The following is a 16,470-nucleotide window of genomic DNA, read 5'->3' as shown; positions in this document are numbered from 1 at the left end:
TTACTTTCTATCTCTTAACATGTATTAAAAGCAGCAGCCGCAACTCCAGAACTATTGTTTATTTAAAAATCAGCTTGCTCATTTGAGCAGCTGATTTTTTGTCTATCAATGGATTGTAACGATTTACCGAGCTGACTCTTTCAAAAGAGTCAGATACTCCTCTAAAACTAGATGATGTTTTTGCATGTATTGGGCCGACTCTACGCCAACATAACGATAGTGCCAATTTTCAAAATTCACACCAGTAATATCGCTTTTCCCTTCAGGATAGCGCAGAATAAAGCCGTATTTAGGGGCAATTTCTGCAATCTTATGTGCTACTTCATCATTCTGACCTTCTGGCTCACTCATATCAATCGCCAAGCCTGTCTGATGCTCGCTGGCGCCTGGCAGCTGGATCCGCTTTTGCACTTCTTGCTCCGCTTCTTGCCGAGATAAGCCCTCTTCTTCGGCCAAGGCTAGCGCTTCTTCATAGAGCTCTGTCTGCTCTGCTCGGCTACGATAACCCGAAATCAAGGTTTCTCCTGGTGCAACGGTTCGAGCTGCAGCTAAAAATTGTCTAGTGTTTTCAGCAATACGGCTATCTACCTGAATATCATCGATTTGGGTCAACTTAGGATGAGACTCTTCCTGTAAATGGTTACGATTGATTAAAGTCAACTCCCAATCATCAACTGACACTTTGGGCAAGTCAGAATTCTGGGCTTTAAGAGCATGATTAATAAAAGTTGGCAAGTCTTCATCCATATCTTGCACTCGCAATAGAGCAAACAGCAAACTGATCCCAATTCCTAAAAATAAGAGCCTATTTATTAGTCGAAACAGAGAGAGTTTTCTCTTTCTTTCATGGCGACCTCGTCTCAAGACTTGTCCTCCAGCTCTTTCGCTCCAACTTCACGATAGGACATATCACCGATGGAAACAACCGAAAATTGTCCATCTTCATAGTCTACGATGGTCACACTACCATTGCCTAGGCCATGAGGTTGCATACGATTAATTAGGTAGACAAAAGTTCCGATGGTCATGCCATGACTAACCACCAAAGCATTGCCACCACCTGCAGCCTCCAGCTCCTCAGCAATCTCTGAGAAGCCTTGCCAAATTCGACCGCTGAGTTTTTCCCAATTCTCAGCCCAGCCAGCCGTGTCAACTTCTACTAAACCTTCTGCAAGCTCGGCATAGCTGAGTTGATGGACATGGTCAATATTAAAGACCCTAGGCATGACTCCCATAAAGAGCTCGCCATCATAGCCACCATCAAAGCTACCAAAACACCACTCTCGAATGCGCTTGTCAAACCTATAAGGAATCTTTCCCGTCAAGCCCAGCTCTTCCAGAATAATTCCCATGGTCTGAATGGTTCGACCAGAATCACTGGATCTAGCTAGTTTAAAATCAATACCCGCTTTTCGCAAACCAATTCCTAGTTCATGGATGCCACATTCGCCTTCCACCGTCAATGGACTATCACTCCAGCCCTGAGCTCGTCCGATTGTATTAAACATCGTTTTGCCATGCCGGATGAGGTATAATCTTGTTTTTGCCATACACTTCCCCCCTTATTCTCCTCTCATTATATCACGTTTCTGAAAAAAAGCAGTTTCTAAGATTGAAAGAAAGCAGCTCAAGAAAGCTGAATTATTGCCATATTTTCTTTCAACCGTTTATTTAGCGTCCAAAATTTTGGCACCAACTTCACGGTAGGATACATCTCCCAAGATCTGAATCGTAAATTGCCCTTTTTCATATTCAATAACTGTCACACTACCGTTGTCAACCTCAGGATTTTTGCTAATAGCTTTATCAATCAAATAAGCAAAAGTCCCGATGGTCATACTATGGCTGACAACCAAAGCATTGCCTCCGCCAGCAGCTTCCACTTCTTGGGCAATAGCTGTAAATCCAGCTAAAATCCGTCCACTCAGTTGCTCCCATGGCTCAGCCCAGCCAGCCGTATCCACTTCAACCAAGCCGTCGGCCAATTCTGGGAAAGTCAGCTCTTTATAATTATCGGTGTCACGTACCCTTGGAATCACTCCACGGAAAAGATCGCCACCATAAGCCCCGTCAAAGCTGCCAAAGCACCACTCTCGGATGCGCTTGTCAAATTTATAAGGAATCTTCCCGACCAAATCCAGCTCTTCTAGGATAATCCCCATGGTCTGAATGGTTCGGCCAGAGTCGCTCGAGAAAGCCTTGGTAAATTCCAAGCCAGACTCTCTCAGCCCAATCCCTAGCTCGCGAATTCCACGTTCGCCTTCTTCAGTTAAGGGAGTGTCCGACCAGCCCTGAGCTCGACCAATGGTATTAAACATTGTCTTCCCATGCCGGATGATAAATAATCTTGTTTTTGTCATCTCTTCTCCTTGTTCAATCGAAAAGGCCTGTCTGCACAGACCTGATTTTCTTATTAATTTTTAAAACTGTGAATCGGCGCTGGAATCTGACCGCCCCGGGCGATAAAGGCAGCTGACGAAGGCTGATTGACCTTCATGACAGGAGCTGTTCCCAAGAGCCCGCCAAATTCAATCATATCGCCTTCCTTGCCCTTTGGAATAATCCGCACAGCTGTCGTCTTTTGATTGATAACACCAATCGCTGCTTCATCCGCAATCATGGCTGCGATGGTCTCAGCTGGCGTCGCCTCTGGAATGGCAATCATATCTAAACCGACCGAACAGATAGCTGTCATAGCTTCTAGCTTTTCTAGATTGAGCGAGCCATTTTGCACAGCCGCAATCATGCCCTCATCTTCTGACACAGGAATAAAAGCACCAGACAGACCGCCCACTTGATTGCAGGCCATGACCCCACCTTTTTTGACTTGGTCATTGAGCAGGGCAAGCGCTGCTGTCGTACCATGAGTGCCGACTGTTTCCAAGCCCATTTCTTCCAAGACACGAGCCACTGAGTCTCCGACTGCCGGTGTTGGAGCCAGACTCAGGTCAACAATCCCGAACTTGACGCCCAGACGCTCGCTAGCCATCTGACCGACCAACTGACCGATACGCGTAATTTTGAAGGCCGTTTTCTTGACCGTTTCAGCTACCACGTCAAAGCTCTCACCACGGACCTTTTCCAAAGCTCGCTTGACAACCCCTGGCCCAGAAACACCGACATTGATGACCACATCTGCTTCACCGACACCATGAAAAGCGCCCGCCATGAAAGGATTGTCCTCTACCGCATTGGCAAAGACGACCAACTTGGCCGCCCCCATGTCAGAAAGCTGGGCCGTTTCCTTAATAATGCGCCCCATATCCGCAACTGCCGTCATATTGATGCCAGTCTTGGTTGAGCCGATATTGACAGAGGAGCAGACCTTGTCTGTCTCCGCCAAAGCCCGCGGAATGGAATTAATGAGGATTTCGTCTCCTTTTTGATAACCCTTTTGGACCAAAGCCGAGAAGCCACCGATAAAGTCCACACCGATTTCCTTGGCTGCCTTGTCTAAAGCCTTGGCCAGAGGCAGATAGTCCGTAGCGTCCGTAGCTGCCCCAATCAGAGAAATCGGAGTCACTGAGACCCGCTTATTAACGATGGGAATTCCCAGCTCAGCAGCAATTTCATCCCCAACTGCCACCAAGTCTTTCGCTTTGGTCGTGATTTTTTTGTAAATCTTCTCCGCCGCCCGATCAATATCTGTGTCGATACAGTCCAAGAGTGAAATACCCATGGTGATGGTCCGAATATCAAAATTCTGCTCCTCAATCATGGCAATGGTTTCTGTAACTTGTCTAATATCCATGTGCCCTCTCCTTAGATATTGTACATAGCGTCAAAAATGGCTGCGCTTTGAATATTGATTTTGACATTGAGCGTCTGACCAAAGGCCTCAAATTCACTACGAAGCGCTGCAAAATCCTGCTTTTCGTCGCTAGAAACAACGGCCATCATGGTAAAAAACTCGTCCAAAACAGTTTGAGAAATATCGTCAATATTGAGCCCTAGATCGGCAATTTTACTAGCTACACCAGCCACAATCCCTGCCTTATCTTTTCCAACAACCGTAATAATCGCTTTCATCGTTTGCTCCAATCATCTTTATTGCTAATATTGTAGCATAAATGCCCGTTTTTTGCATGAATTTGCAGAAATCCACACTGCGAATCTTGCGGGCTGTTTAAATATCAGACTCAAATACTCTTCAGAAATTACACATATCTCTTCCTTTTGTTAGAAGTTTATTTTTTATCTATGTTTTTATTTGTAAACGGTTTCAATATTTGTTATACTAAATTTAAGAACACATTAAAAAGGAGGTTTCTTATGAAAAATTCTTATAAGAAACGCTTATATACACAAGCCCTCAGCCTATCCGCTGCGGTTCTATTGGCCGTTTTAACTCAAGGAAATGCGGCAGCTGATACGCTTAACCCTGCTGAACCTCCGCAAGACAGCAGCAAAATCAGTACTCTGGTGGAGCAGCCTATACCTGCAAGTACAGAGAAGGCTGAAGAACCCTCAACTACTCCACAAGCTGAACCACTAGAGAAAAGTAACCCATCTAAAGCTGCTTCTGACAAAGCCTACAGCAAGGCTCCAAGTCTTCCTGCCACAGCCCCAGAGGAAAAAGCAACTGATGCTAACCAAAAACTGGACAATGCGACTAAAACAGAAGTCCGCGCAGCTAGTAGCCAAGAAAACAAGGTTCAGCTTGCCGACAGTAAGGTTTACATGTCCGAAAAAGCTAGCATTGAAGAAACTATTCAAGAACAGGGAGCTCAAGCTGGTAAAATCACTTGGACACTGGACAACAAGCCTATTAGCGAGTGGAAAACTTGGAAGATGGATGACGGCACCTTCACTGGCGACCCATTTGTGACTGTCGAAGAAAAAGCTGATGGAAATGACCTAAAAGTTTCCCTCAAATTTAATGAACTATTTGGGCAAGACTTAAGCCTGCGCACACCGAACAATATCCGTAGAACCTACCGCAACTTTATGGGAATTCATGAATTAGTTGGAACCAGAGAAGATCTTGGCCTGACTATTCGCAAGAATATTGTCCTTCGTCCTTACGAAGATTTCCATACCCACGATGAAATGCTGGCAGCTATCGAAAAGAGCCGACAAGATGCTAAAACGGATCGCTTGGTACAGATTGAGAACATCGGAAAGAGTGCTCAGGGTCGCGATATCAAGTTGGGTATCATCAGTTCTGATCAAAAGAGCATTGACGACTATCTAAACATAACCAATAAAGTTGCCCTGACTAAACCAGCTGAAATGTTAGCTGCTCTGAAAAATGGTACGTTGGACTATAAACTTCCAGTCCTTATCAATAACACCCATGCTGACGAACAGCCAGCCATCGACATCATCACTGGACTCTTCAATACTTTTGCGACCAAGGAGCAAATTTCTTTCCAAACAACTGATGCCAACGGTGCTGCTAAAAATATCACCCTCAATGTCAAAGAACTCCTCAAGAAATTCATTTTCCTCTTTGACTTTACTGAAAATCCTGACGGAGATGTTGCTAATACGCGTGCTCTTGCCAACGGAATTGATCCAAACCGCGACACTAGCTATCAGGCCAACCCAGAAACCCGTACTGTAGCTGGACTCATTAACAAATGGAATCCAATTGCTCTTTATGACATTCATGGATTCGTTAAAGAATTCTTGATTGAGCCAGCGACACCGCCGCACGATCCAAACTTTGAATACGACCTTTTGTCTGAAAATATGCTAGAAAACGCCCACCACATGGGACGTGCTGGCGTCGCTAACTCTAAGTATGACAGCTATATCATCCCTAAACTAGACTGGGGCGATGGCTGGGATGACTCCTTCTCCGGCTACACTGGTGTTTATGCCATGTACCACGGCATATTAGGACATACCATTGAAATCCCTGAGGGAAATCAGGAATCCTACAAGGCTGGCTATCACGCTGTCCTTGGAGGTATCTCTTACCTGTCCCAAAATCCTGATAAGCTCATGGAAATGCGCCTTAACTTCTATCTCCGTGGCATCAACAAGGTTGAAGATCCAAAAGCTGAAAATGAGTTGGTCGGACCTGACGGCAAGGTTGTTGGACGGGTGAAAAACGGTCAGAAAAAATTCTTCCCTGACTATTATGTCATCCCTATGGGGCTCGACAAAGACAATGATTCCCAACAAGCCTTTAATATGATTGAATACTTCAAGAGAAATGGTGTTGTCATTCAAGAATTGAAGGAAGATGTTGGCAACTATAAGAAGGGCGACCTAGTTGTTGATATGGCTCAAGCTAAGCGTGGCTATGCCAACCATATCCTCTACAAAGGATCAAACGAATCTGCCTGGGCTGCCATGTATGCTGAGCTTTTGGTAAACTTCCCAGATATGAGAGGCTTTAAAGCTGAGCCGATCTTTAAAGATAAACTCTTTGATGGCAAACTCGGTGAAGTCACTGCTCTCCGTGCTACTCGGACGCGCGATATCAACTACTCAGCACCTTATTATGTCATCGCTAATACATCTGACAGCGCAGTCAAAGCTGTCAACCAAGCCATTCGCCAAGGTAAGAAGGTCTATCTGACAGAAGATGGCTATATCGTTGATACATCAACCTTTGCAAATCTCTTAGGTGATTATGCTATTTATGGAGATGCCTTGTATAAGGTTCCAGAAGGGCCAAGCTTGAAAGCTCTGAAGGTCTATGCACCTCCTCATCAATTCTACTGGGCAGGAGTAGACTCACCTACTCATACCGCTCTGGCATTGAAAAATCTAGGCTTTGATATTGTCGATACACCTGAGGAAGCTGATGTCATCGTCCTTGAAAGCAACAAGTTTGACAAGTCTATTCTTGGTCGCAAACCAACCATTGTAGTGGGTGGCTCTGCTATGCAACGCCTTGAAAAACTCGGTGTTCTAGATGGATTTGATGCAGAAAGATTCTCTGGCGGCAGCGATTTTGAAGGGCTGATGAAGGCTATTATAGACGATAAAGATCCATTGACTAGCGGCTATAAGAAGAACGATCTCTTCTATTCTAACTCTGGAAACTGGATCGCAAAAGCCCCTGCCAACTTCAAGACTTTGGCGACTATTGCAGACAGTGACTATTACATTGCAGGCTGGTGGCCAGGCAACGAAAAATTAGCCAATAAAATCGTTGCTATTTCTGGTAATTACAAGGAACATCCGCTCTTCGTTTATGCTGGAAATCCAACCAATCGTCTGCATACCATTCACTTCTACCGTTGGGTATCGAACGCTGTCTTTGGCGATCAATTAGCTGAGCTGAAAGATATGCCTGTCACTCACAAACCAAGTGTCGAAATTGTTGAAATTTTGAACCAAAAACCTCAGCCAAAACAAGCAGGAAAACCAGCTGACAAACCGACAGCTCCGAAAGTAAAAGAAAAGCAATTAGAAAGCCTAGCTCAGAAAACAAGCGAAGCACAGCCTACCGCTGCAGCTCAAAAAGCAACAAATACACAACAGGCCCAGCTCCCACAAACAGGAAGCAAAGAAAACTCTGCTCTCTTTACAGTTGCAACGATTCTTCTGGCTACAAGCGGTGGTCTCTTCTTACTTAAAAAGAAAGAAGCGTAAACATTTCTATTCTGCTAGATAAACCTTTGCTTACGATAGCCTCTTAAATACAAAACTCGCATGGACAAATCATCTCAGTTTCATCCATGCGATTTTTTTCGTAATTGCTAATGTTGCAGTATTGAGCTAATAGTGAGAAAAGCTCAGTCAGATCTGTAAATATGCTTCTGAATTTAATTTTTTTACCCAAATCAAACAAGGGTTGCTCTTATCCCAAAGCTCAGGAAAGATTTCTAACTTCTTAAATCCCTGAGCCTGGTAGAAAGCGTTCGTCCTGTCGTAAGTACGATAATGACCTGGTGCTACCGTTTTGACTTACAGATAAGATGCTTTTTGACGAGCAGCATTTTCCAAAACTCCTAGAAGCCGACTGCCAATTCCTAATCTATGATAGCATTTCTTAACAGCCAAGCAGTCAATCTCAGCACAATCCTCACTGGAATAGGACAAGCTTATAAACCCCACTGGTTGGTCCCCGTCATAAGCTCCCCAAACCTGCAAATTCTTAACAGCCTCAATATAAGCTTTGGTGCTTTCGGGAATCCCAAACCACTCTGGCAAATCAACTAGAACAGCCGTCGCAAGTGCCGATTTTTGACCCCGATTTGTGATTTCAGTTACTTGAATCATTACTCTCCTCCACAATGTTCCCTTTATTTCCGGAAAAATATTGTAAATCATATTTATATCTAGGCGATACAGAACTATCTAGTATTTTTATTTCAAAAATTGAATAAATTTGATTGAGACAGAAGATTTTTATAAAGTTAAATTTCAAAATTATGAGATTAGGTAAACACAAATACTAAGGATTTCTTAACTTAACTATATAATCATACATATGGCCTTCATCCCGCAATCAAAATCCTTCTGATTTATAGGGATTCCAAATTTAATAAAAAAATCTTCCTTACAACCATTAAAAATTTCACTTTCTAATAGTATCCGTAACCCTGGATTTATTATAAAGTTTGTTTTATCACTTTTCTTTTCTAATATTTCAATAATTAAATATGAAAATATTGCATCTTTAAACATTAGATTTTACCCCTTACGGAAAATAAAACGGGCTATTCTCCTGAAGTATATTCTATAATATTATAGTTTGATGCAGAGTGTAGCTATATAGTCATTTCCATAACGTGATAATCGATTTCTTTTGTCACACGATTCATAAAAATCTATCATAGCGAGGCCATTTTTAAGTTGTCCTCTAATCTGAGTTTCTAAGGTATGGCTAAATTCATATCCAAATTCTGGATTTATGGTTATCTTGCCTTCCTCTTCAAGCTCTTTTGAATTAAAAGGTAGTGAAAACTTTAAAAGTAATTCCTCATCGGGTTTGTCCCATACAATGTCAGCATCATACATGTATATCCAAGGATTCATAAATCCGACCATTAACAGTCCACCCTTTTTCAATACTCGAGAGGCTTCTTTATACATGTTTTCTAAATCTTCTATATATACATTTGAAACCGGATTAAAAATAATATCAAACGTTTCATTTTCAATTGGAAATGGTTTTGTCATATCGCCTTGAACTGTATTGATTTTTAAGCCTTCTCTTTTAGCAACCAACTCATCTCTTTCTAATTGTGATGTGGAAAAATCCATTATGGTTACATCATAACCTTTTGCAGCAAAAACGGGTCCCTGCTGTCCACCACCACAAGCTAAACCTAATATCTTTTTTCCATTTGCTTTTTCAAACCATTCTTTTGGAACTTTTTTCCCAACAGTTAAAGCAACAGAAATTGGATGATTTCTAACTTCTTCTAATTCTTCATGTGTCAATGGCTCAGTATAGGCATTTTTTACGTTATTCCATCTATCTTCATTTAATTTTATATAATCGTTCATCTTATAATCTCCTCGTAATTTTATACTGTTTAGATTTAGGTTAGATGTGTTGCCAGCACTTGATTTCATTCTATTATACCATATGTTCAATTACTATTTTTTATGCCATCTTTGACATATTTGAAGCTTTTGTACTAGCTATTCCTGTCATTCTAATTCAAACGTTAAACGTCGGCGCTCAAACTCTCGTACTAATGACGATTCTATTTCAACTCACATTTTTCGTCACACACATATCAGCTTTTTAGCTGAGCAAGGAATTCCACTCGAAGCAATTCAAGATCGTGTTGGGCACACACAAGGAAGTCGTGTTAGAGATATCTATTTGCACCTTACACAAAAAACAAAGAAAAAAGGTTTATCCAAATTGGATAAACCCTGTTATATCAAGCTTTTACAAGCTTCTTATGCTTTACCTTCTGAACCGAATACATCGATACGCTCTTCAACTGATGCTTGGATAGCTTTTACACCGTCAGCCAAGAATTTACGTGGGTCGAAGAGTTTCTTCTTGTCGTATTCTGCTTCGTTTGCTTCGTAGTCACGAGCAAATTTACGAGTTGCGTTAGCGAATGCGATTTGGCATTCAGTGTTAACGTTAACTTTTGCAACACCAAGTTTGATAGCTGCTTGGATTTGGTCATCAGGGATACCTGAACCACCGTGCAATACGATTGGGAATCCTGGTACAGCTTCAGTCAATTTTTGCAAGTGGTCAAGATGAAGACCTTTCCAGTTTGCAGGGTATGGACCGTGGATATTACCGATACCAGCTGCCAAGAAGTCGATACCAGTTGCAACCATTGCTTTAGCATCTTCGATTGGAGCCAATTCACCATCACCGATGATTCCGTCTTCTTCACCACCGATAGTTCCAACTTCAGCTTCTACTGATACACCATTTGCGTGAGCAAATTCTACAACTTTACGAGCTTTTTCAAGGTTTTCTTCAACTGGAAGGTGTGAACCGTCAAACATAACTGAAGTATAACCAACTTGAATACACTCAAGTGCATCTTCGTAGTGACCGTGGTCAAGGTGGATCGCTACTGGTACAGTGATACCCATTGATTCAACAAGGTTAGCGATCAAGTTGCGAGCAACTTTGTAACCACCCATATATTTAGCAGCGCCCATTGAAGTTTGGATCAAAACTGGTGCTTTTTTAGCTTCTGCTGCACGCAAGATAGCTTGAGTCCACTCAAGGTTATTTGTGTTAAATCCACCAACTGCATAACCATTGTCACGAGCTGCTTGGACAAATTTTTCTGCTGAAACGATTGCCATTTGTAATAGGCCTCCTCTAATTTTTTGTGGAATGAACCACTTACATTGTTTATTTTATCACTTTTTCATTAAAATTGCTAGTTTTTCCTGAAATTTTAAGTAATTCCCAAGCAATTTTTGAATTCAGAGATCTTCAGCTTCTTTGAGAAAACAAAAAAACTGACCGAAGTCAGCTAATCCTATGCGGAGAGAGGGACTTGAACCCTCACGACCTAAAGCGGTCACAGGATCCTTAGTCCTGCGCGTCTGCCAATTCCGCCATCCCCGCGATTGAGTACTTTACTAGTATAACAGGATAATCTCCCCTTGTCAACACCTTTTTTCAAAACTTTTAAAAAGTATTTTCAAAAATAAAAGTGAGACAGGACTCGTAAACACTGCCCCATCTCACTCTTTTCATTAATGTTTTTCTAAATTGCGTAACATTTGATCAATCTTATTACCGTACTCAATAGACTCGTCTTTGACGAAGGTCAAATCTGGAATCTTATACATCTTGAGGTTTCGGCCCAGTTCACGCTTAATGGTACCGGTTGCCTTTTCCAAGCCCAGCTGCGCCTTTTGATTGTCCGAAGCCAAGTCACTCATGATACTATAGTAAACCTTGGCCATAGACAGATCGCCCAGCATTTGGACATCGGTAATGGTCACACCTTGGACACGTGGATCACGGACTTTCTTTTGCAAAATCTCATTGACTTCACGCTTGATTTCCATTCCCACACGGTCGGTACGAAAATGATTTGCCATAGAATTTCCTTTCTAATTTTTTCTTCTGCAATATGAGGCTGGGACAAAAGTCCTAGCCTCTCAATTGTCTTTGGATTGTCGAGCAAGACGCAGTGGTTGAGCGGGCTCTACTACGCTGATTTCATCAGCTTTTACAGCCTTACTCAACTGTGCGGAGGTGGGACGACGAAATCGAATTCTAACGAATTACCGATTTCTGTCCCACTCTCATATTTTTAGTTTTAGTTGAATGAAATTCGCTCTAAACTCTTTGTGAGAAGGTTCTTGGACTAGAAGTATCGACTTCCATCCAATATGCTTTTCACTGGGAGTTTTCGACGGAATTCTCTTATTTCTTAATTTCTTCCATGATGTAGGCTTCAATCGTATCATCCACTTGGATATCGTTATAGCCGTCAATCATGAGACCACCTTCGCGGCCGTTAGTGACTTCTTTCACATCATCCTTGAAGTGCTTCAAGCTCGCCAACTGACCGTCGTAAATTACGACGCCATCACGGATGACACGAACCTTAGAATCACGGGTAACTTTACCATTGATAACCATGAATCCACCGATAGTACCAACCTTGGAAACTTTGAAAGTTTCGCGGATAAGGGCTTCCCCGATGATTTTTTCTTGGTATTCTGGGTCCAGCATTCCTTTCATGGCATCTTCCATTTCTTCGATAACCTTATAAATAATACTATGAAGACGGATTTCTACATCATCAGCTTCTGCTTGCTGGCGAGCTTGCGGTGTAGGGCGAACGTTAAATCCAATGATAAAGGCATTTGAAGCTTCTGCCAATGTTACGTCAGACTCATTGATGGCACCAACTGCTGAGTGGACAATGGTAATCTTAACGCCTTCCACTTCAATCTTCTGCAAGGAAGCAGCCAAGGCTTCTACAGAACCTTGTACGTCGGCTTTTATAATGACGTTAACAGACTTGACTTCACCAGCTTTGAGGGTATCAAAGAGATTTTCCAGACTAACACGATGAGTAGCTTGGCGTTGCTTGAGAAGGGCACGTTTAGCACGTTCTTCACCGGCTGCACGCGCAGCTTTTTCATCTTCATAGACGGCAAAATGATCACCTGCCATCGGAGTTTCATTGAGACCTGTGATAGAAACCGGCGTAGATGGACCTGCCGCTTTGACACGACGACCTAAGTCATTGGTCATAGCACGGACACGTCCGAAGGTATTTCCGACAACGATTGGATCTTGAACATTCAGCGTACCTTGTTGGACGAGAAGGGTTGCAACTGCACCTTTTCCTTTATCCAAACGGGCTTCGATAACCGTACCGATAGCGCGAACAGTCGGATCTGCCTTGAGTTCTTGAATTTCTGCTACAAGCAGAACTGTTTCCAAAAGCTCATCGATGTTTTGGTTGAACTTAGCTGAGATTTCAACAAACTCAGAATCTCCACCCCAAGCAGTTGACATAACACCATGCTCAGCCAATTCACCAATTACGCGCTCAGGATTGGCACCTGGCTTATCGATCTTGTTAATAGCCACAATAATTGGCACATTAGCCGCTTTAGAGTGGTTAATCGCTTCAATAGTCTGAGGCATAACACCGTCATCAGCTGCTACGACCAAGATGGTAATATCGGTAACAGAAGCACCACGCGCACGCATCGAAGTAAAGGCCGCGTGTCCAGGTGTATCCAAGAAAGTAATCTTCTTGCCATTTTCCTCAATCTGGTAGGCACCGATATGCTGAGTGATACCACCTGCTTCACCTGTCGCAACGCGAGAGTTACGTAGAGTATCCAAGAGGGTTGTTTTACCATGGTCAACGTGTCCCATGATGGTAACAACTGGCGGACGCTCTACCAATTCATCTGGATTGATATAGCCTTCTTCGACAAAGAAGCGCTCAATATCAGCTGTATCCACTTCTACCTTCTTCTTAGCTTCGATACCGTAATCCACCATGAGGAGCTCAATAGTATCACCGTCAAGAGATTGGTTTTGTGTTGCCATCACGCCCATCATAAAGAGCTTCTTAACAATTTCAGCTGGCTCGCGCTTGATCCGTTTTGCGATTTCCGCAACGGTCATGCCATCTGTGTATTCGAATTCGCTTGGCAACTCATGGAACTTGCGTTCTGTAACAGGTTTTGGAACCTGATTCTGGTTACCTTTTCCTTTTTTATTTTTCTTATTGTTATTCCAGTTACTGTTTCTTTGATTTCTCACTTGATTTTGACTATTTCGATTCTTTTGTTGTTTTCTTGGACCTTCTTCTTCGCGATCAAAATCATCGCGCTTCTTATCTGGTCGAGCTTGCTTTTTACGACGAGTATCTACCGCAGCTTGTGCTGGTGCAGGAGCAGCCGGTTGGACTGTTTCAGCTGGAGTAGCTTTAAATACTTCAGCAGTTGTTGGCTCTGCTTGGACTGGCTCTTTTCGTCTATTCTGGCGTTCCTGCGCTTCTTTAGCTGCTTGAGCCTGTTTGAAACGCTCCTCACTAGAACGGGCGTACTCCGCATTTTGCTCTGCTTTCAGAGCTGCTGCCCGAGCCTTAAAGTCAATTTTCGGACCTTGAGGCTGTTGGCGGTTTTGACCGTTAAATCCTTGATGATTCTGACCATTCCGACGGCCATCTTGACCACGATTATCACGACGGTCATTGCGGCGCTCTTGGCGATCGTTGTTGGCCTTGCGGTCATGACGATCACGCTCTTTACTTTCCTTCTGGTCAGAATTTTGTGGTTTCCGATTTTGTTGCTGCTTACGACGCTCTGCTTGTTCCTTGGCACGTGCTTCACGCTCTGCCTTAAAATTTCGACTTTGTGGCCGAGCTGGAGCCGGTTTAGCTGGAGCTTCAGTTGTCACTGCTTCGGCAACTTTTGGCTCTTCTCTTTTAGCTGGAGCCGCTTCCTTTTGAACTGGAGCAGCTGGTTTTTCAGCTACTTTATTTGATGCTGGCTGGACAGCCGCTTCTTTCTTTGGAAGAGGCTTAGCAACTTCTTTAGTCGCGAAGCTAGCCTTGATGCGCTGGCTTGCTTCTTCTTCTACGCTGGACGAGTGGCTTTTAACTTCTAGACCTAATTCCTTAGCCCGAGCTACTACCTCTTTACTTTCCTTCCCCAGTTCTTTTGCGATTTCGTACAATCTAATTCTAGACAATTCTTGTCCTCCTCTTCTATTGCATAAGAGACCTCATTTTCTTTGTAAAACCAGCATCTGTGATGGCGGCTACTTTACGAGCCTTGCCAATCGCAGTGCTTAATTCCAGTGTTGAAAACACGGTTGACACTTCTATCTTGTAATAATGGCTTTTATCAGTCATTTTTTTCGTCAGATTTGGTCCGGCATCCTCAGCTAGAAAGATCAGATGAACCTTTCCTTCTTGGATGGCTTTGATGACCAATTCTTCTCCTGAAATGATGCGGCCAGCCCGCTGGGCCAAACCCAGCAAGTTTGCTAGTTTTTCTTTATTCAAGACCCAACTCTCTTCTCTTGACCTTGTGATCGACATAGGCAATCAGCTCGTCGTAGAAGCTTTCTTCTACTTCCATACTGAAACTACGGTTAAAGACCCGTTTTTTCTTGGCCTGCTGAGCTTCTTCATTATCTAGCTTGATATAAGCGCCCCGCCCATTGGCCTTGCCTGTCGGATCAATGAATACTTGACCTTCTTTATTCTTGACGATGCGCAACAGATCACGCTTGTCAATCACTTCATTTGACACAACTGATTTTCTTAAAGGGATTTTTCTTGTTTTTGCCATATCTGTCTCCCTTATTCTGCGGCTACTGCTTCACTTTCTTCGAGTTCGATTTCAGTTGCCACTTCTGTATCATTCAGCTCTTCCGCTTCAAATTCTGCTGAAGGAGCATCTACTTCGGCTGGTACTTCTTCTGGTACGTAATCTTGGCCAAATCCACCAAGCTCGTTGGCTGCTTCCATTGCTTCAAATTCGCTGGCTGACTTGATATCAATTCTAAAGCCAGTCAAATGAGCTGCCAAGCGAACGTTTTGCCCACGACGGCCGATAGCCAGTGAAAGTTTATTATCCGGCACGACAACCAAAGCTCGCTTGTTGTCTTCTGCATGGAAGATAACTTGATCGACCTCTGCTGGAGCAATGGCATTGTAGATGTACTCGGCTGGATCAGCGACCCACTCAATAACATCGATATTTTCCTCAGTCGGAATCATACGGCCACTTTTGGCATCGTATTTGGCTGGGTAGAATTTGCTGGTAATCTTCTTGATATTGGCACCACCACGTCCGACGATGGTTCCGATCGCATCCACGTTTGGATTGTGGCTGCGAACCGCTACCTTGGTCCGATCGCCCGCTTCACGAGACACGCTCATGATTTCAACAGTTCCGTCGTAAACTTCAGGAATTTCCTGCTCCATCAAGCGCTTGATCATCTCTGGATGGCTACGGCTAACGAAGACATTGACACCACGAGGATTGTCTTCTACTTTGTAGACGAAAACTTCGATGCGGTCATGAGAGGCAAAGACCTCACCAGGAATCTGGTCTTGTTTAGATAATTGTGCTTCAATCGTGCCTAGATTGACATAGATAAAGCGATTATCAAAGCGCTCCACTGTTCCTGACATGATTTCATTTTCATGTTCTTTGTAGGTATTGTAAGTGATGGCACGAGTTTGCTTGCGCATCTTTTCCATGATGGTCTGCTTAGCAGATTGAGCTGCTACCCGGCCAAATTCAGCTGGCGCTTCTTCAAACTTGATCTTATCTCCCAACTCATAGGCAGAGCTGATAGCCAAGGCGTCCTTGAGGCTGATTTCCAAGCGGCTGTCAAAGACCTCGTCCACGACTTCACGGACAGTATAGACATGGAAATCACCTGTTTTTTCATTAAACTCAATGGCTGCGCTGTCTGCCTGACCGTAGCGACGACGATAAGCAGAGCGAAGGGATTCTGTCACTGCTTCGATAATATCTTCTTTTTTAATACCTTTGTCCTCTTCCAAAATACGGAAGGCCTCTAGCATTTCTTTACTCATCTTCATGTAACTTTTGCTGAAG

14 protein-coding genes, 1 tRNA gene and 2 pseudogenes are annotated in these 16,470 nt (G+C 43.3%); 2 read left to right on the top strand and 15 right to left on the bottom strand.

The annotated features are described in order from the left end of the window. Positions 1–123: 123 nt before the first annotated feature. The 5 genes from D8790_RS02560 to D8790_RS02540 form a co-directional block, all read right to left on the bottom strand. Positions 124–864, bottom strand: a complete 741-nt coding sequence (locus D8790_RS02560; RefSeq protein ID WP_185761894.1) for a D-alanyl-D-alanine carboxypeptidase family protein — start codon at positions 862–864, stop codon at positions 124–126. Beyond that, entirely contained in the window at positions 861–1,550 is a 690-nt protein-coding gene (locus tag D8790_RS02555) for a histidine phosphatase family protein (protein ID WP_125387456.1), read from the bottom strand. The genes D8790_RS02560 and D8790_RS02555 overlap by 4 nt, the downstream gene beginning before the upstream one ends. A 117-nt stretch (positions 1,551–1,667) precedes the next feature. Further along, positions 1,668–2,360, bottom strand: coding sequence for a histidine phosphatase family protein (locus tag D8790_RS02550; RefSeq protein WP_125387455.1), 693 nt, complete (start codon positions 2,358–2,360; stop codon positions 1,668–1,670). 53 nt (positions 2,361–2,413) lie between these two features. Further along, entirely contained in the window at positions 2,414–3,751 is a 1,338-nt protein-coding gene (locus D8790_RS02545) for a PFL family protein (protein WP_125387454.1), read from the bottom strand. Between the two features lie 11 nt (positions 3,752–3,762). Continuing rightward, positions 3,763–4,029 carry an ACT domain-containing protein gene (locus D8790_RS02540; RefSeq protein WP_125387453.1) on the bottom strand — a complete coding sequence of 89 codons (267 nt, stop codon included), beginning with the start codon at positions 4,027–4,029 and terminating at the stop codon, positions 3,763–3,765. A 243-nt stretch (positions 4,030–4,272) separates the two neighbouring features. Between D8790_RS02540 and D8790_RS02535 the strand changes: the two genes are divergently transcribed. Next, entirely contained in the window at positions 4,273–7,554 is a 3,282-nt protein-coding gene (locus D8790_RS02535; protein ID WP_125387452.1) for an LPXTG-anchored zinc carboxypeptidase, read from the top strand. Between the two features lie 147 nt (positions 7,555–7,701). Here D8790_RS02535 and D8790_RS02530 read toward each other — a convergent pair. From D8790_RS02530 to D8790_RS02520, 3 genes and pseudogenes are all read right to left on the bottom strand, one after another. Further along, positions 7,702–8,184 (bottom strand): annotated as a pseudogene (locus D8790_RS02530) (GNAT family N-acetyltransferase). 195 nt (positions 8,185–8,379) lie between these two features. Further along, positions 8,380–8,592: a hypothetical protein gene (locus D8790_RS02525; protein ID WP_125387451.1), complete on the bottom strand. Its 213-nt coding sequence runs from the start codon at positions 8,590–8,592 to the stop codon at positions 8,380–8,382. A gap of 60 nt (positions 8,593–8,652) precedes the next feature. Then, entirely contained in the window at positions 8,653–9,417 is a 765-nt protein-coding gene (locus D8790_RS02520; RefSeq protein WP_125387450.1) for a class I SAM-dependent methyltransferase, read from the bottom strand. Between the two features lie 205 nt (positions 9,418–9,622). Between D8790_RS02520 and D8790_RS10995 the strand changes: the two are divergent. After that, positions 9,623–9,697 (top strand): annotated as a pseudogene (locus D8790_RS10995) (hypothetical protein); the annotation flags it as partial. A 125-nt stretch (positions 9,698–9,822) separates the two neighbouring features. Here the strand turns inward: D8790_RS10995 and D8790_RS02505 are convergent. From D8790_RS02505 to nusA, 7 genes are all read right to left on the bottom strand, one after another. Further along, positions 9,823–10,704, bottom strand: coding sequence for a class II fructose-bisphosphate aldolase (locus D8790_RS02505; protein WP_001019005.1), 882 nt, complete (start codon positions 10,702–10,704; stop codon positions 9,823–9,825). A 182-nt stretch (positions 10,705–10,886) separates the two neighbouring features. Continuing rightward, positions 10,887–10,972: transfer RNA gene (locus tag D8790_RS02500), tRNA-Leu, on the bottom strand. A gap of 131 nt (positions 10,973–11,103) precedes the next feature. Continuing rightward, positions 11,104–11,454 (bottom strand): 30S ribosome-binding factor RbfA, encoded by a 351-nt coding sequence (gene rbfA, locus D8790_RS02495; RefSeq protein ID WP_005590924.1) that lies wholly within the window; start codon positions 11,452–11,454, stop codon positions 11,104–11,106. 328 nt (positions 11,455–11,782) lie between these two features. Next, positions 11,783–14,584: a translation initiation factor IF-2 gene (gene infB, locus D8790_RS02485; protein WP_125387448.1), complete on the bottom strand. Its 2,802-nt coding sequence runs from the start codon at positions 14,582–14,584 to the stop codon at positions 11,783–11,785. 16 nt (positions 14,585–14,600) lie between these two features. After that, the gene (locus D8790_RS02480) at positions 14,601–14,900 is read right to left on the bottom strand and encodes a YlxQ-related RNA-binding protein (RefSeq protein WP_015605605.1); all 300 of its coding nucleotides are present in this window, start codon (positions 14,898–14,900) and stop codon (positions 14,601–14,603) included. After that, on the bottom strand, positions 14,893–15,189 hold the full coding sequence (gene rnpM / locus D8790_RS02475) for an RNase P modulator RnpM (RefSeq protein ID WP_045498837.1): 297 nt from the start codon (positions 15,187–15,189) through the stop codon (positions 14,893–14,895). The genes D8790_RS02480 and rnpM overlap by 8 nt, the downstream gene beginning before the upstream one ends. Before the next feature lie 11 nt (positions 15,190–15,200). Beyond that, positions 15,201–16,448, bottom strand: coding sequence for a transcription termination factor NusA (gene nusA / locus D8790_RS02470; RefSeq protein WP_312023744.1), 1,248 nt, complete (start codon positions 16,446–16,448; stop codon positions 15,201–15,203). Between the last annotated feature and the right edge of the window lie 22 nt (positions 16,449–16,470).

This window comes from Streptococcus cristatus, from assembly GCF_003943535.1.
Lineage (GTDB): Bacteria > Bacillota > Bacilli > Lactobacillales > Streptococcaceae > Streptococcus > Streptococcus cristatus_L.
The sequence above is the reverse complement of the archived record's forward strand: the minus strand, read 5'-3'. Positions and strand labels throughout refer to the sequence as shown.

Bases quoted from the DNA above. Each gene is read 5' to 3' on its own strand.
- nusA (WP_312023744.1), bottom strand. From the start codon at position 16,448: ATGAGTAAAGAAATGCTAGAGGCCTTCCGTATTTTGGAAGAGGACAAA.
- rnpM (WP_045498837.1), bottom strand. From the start codon at position 15,189: ATGGCAAAAACAAGAAAAATCCCTTTAAGAAAATCAGTTGTGTCAAAT.
- D8790_RS02525 (WP_125387451.1), bottom strand. From the start codon at position 8,592: ATGTTTAAAGATGCAATATTTTCATATTTAATTATTGAAATATTAGAA.
- D8790_RS02540 (WP_125387453.1), bottom strand. From the start codon at position 4,029: ATGAAAGCGATTATTACGGTTGTTGGAAAAGATAAGGCAGGGATTGTG.
- D8790_RS02555 (WP_125387456.1), bottom strand. From the start codon at position 1,550: ATGGCAAAAACAAGATTATACCTCATCCGGCATGGCAAAACGATGTTT.
- D8790_RS02520 (WP_125387450.1), bottom strand. From the start codon at position 9,417: ATGAACGATTATATAAAATTAAATGAAGATAGATGGAATAACGTAAAA.
- D8790_RS02545 (WP_125387454.1), bottom strand. From the start codon at position 3,751: ATGGATATTAGACAAGTTACAGAAACCATTGCCATGATTGAGGAGCAG.
- D8790_RS02550 (WP_125387455.1), bottom strand. From the start codon at position 2,360: ATGACAAAAACAAGATTATTTATCATCCGGCATGGGAAGACAATGTTT.
- D8790_RS02535 (WP_125387452.1), top strand. From the start codon at position 4,273: ATGAAAAATTCTTATAAGAAACGCTTATATACACAAGCCCTCAGCCTA.
- D8790_RS02505 (WP_001019005.1), bottom strand. From the start codon at position 10,704: ATGGCAATCGTTTCAGCAGAAAAATTTGTCCAAGCAGCTCGTGACAAT.
- rbfA (WP_005590924.1), bottom strand. From the start codon at position 11,454: ATGGCAAATCATTTTCGTACCGACCGTGTGGGAATGGAAATCAAGCGT.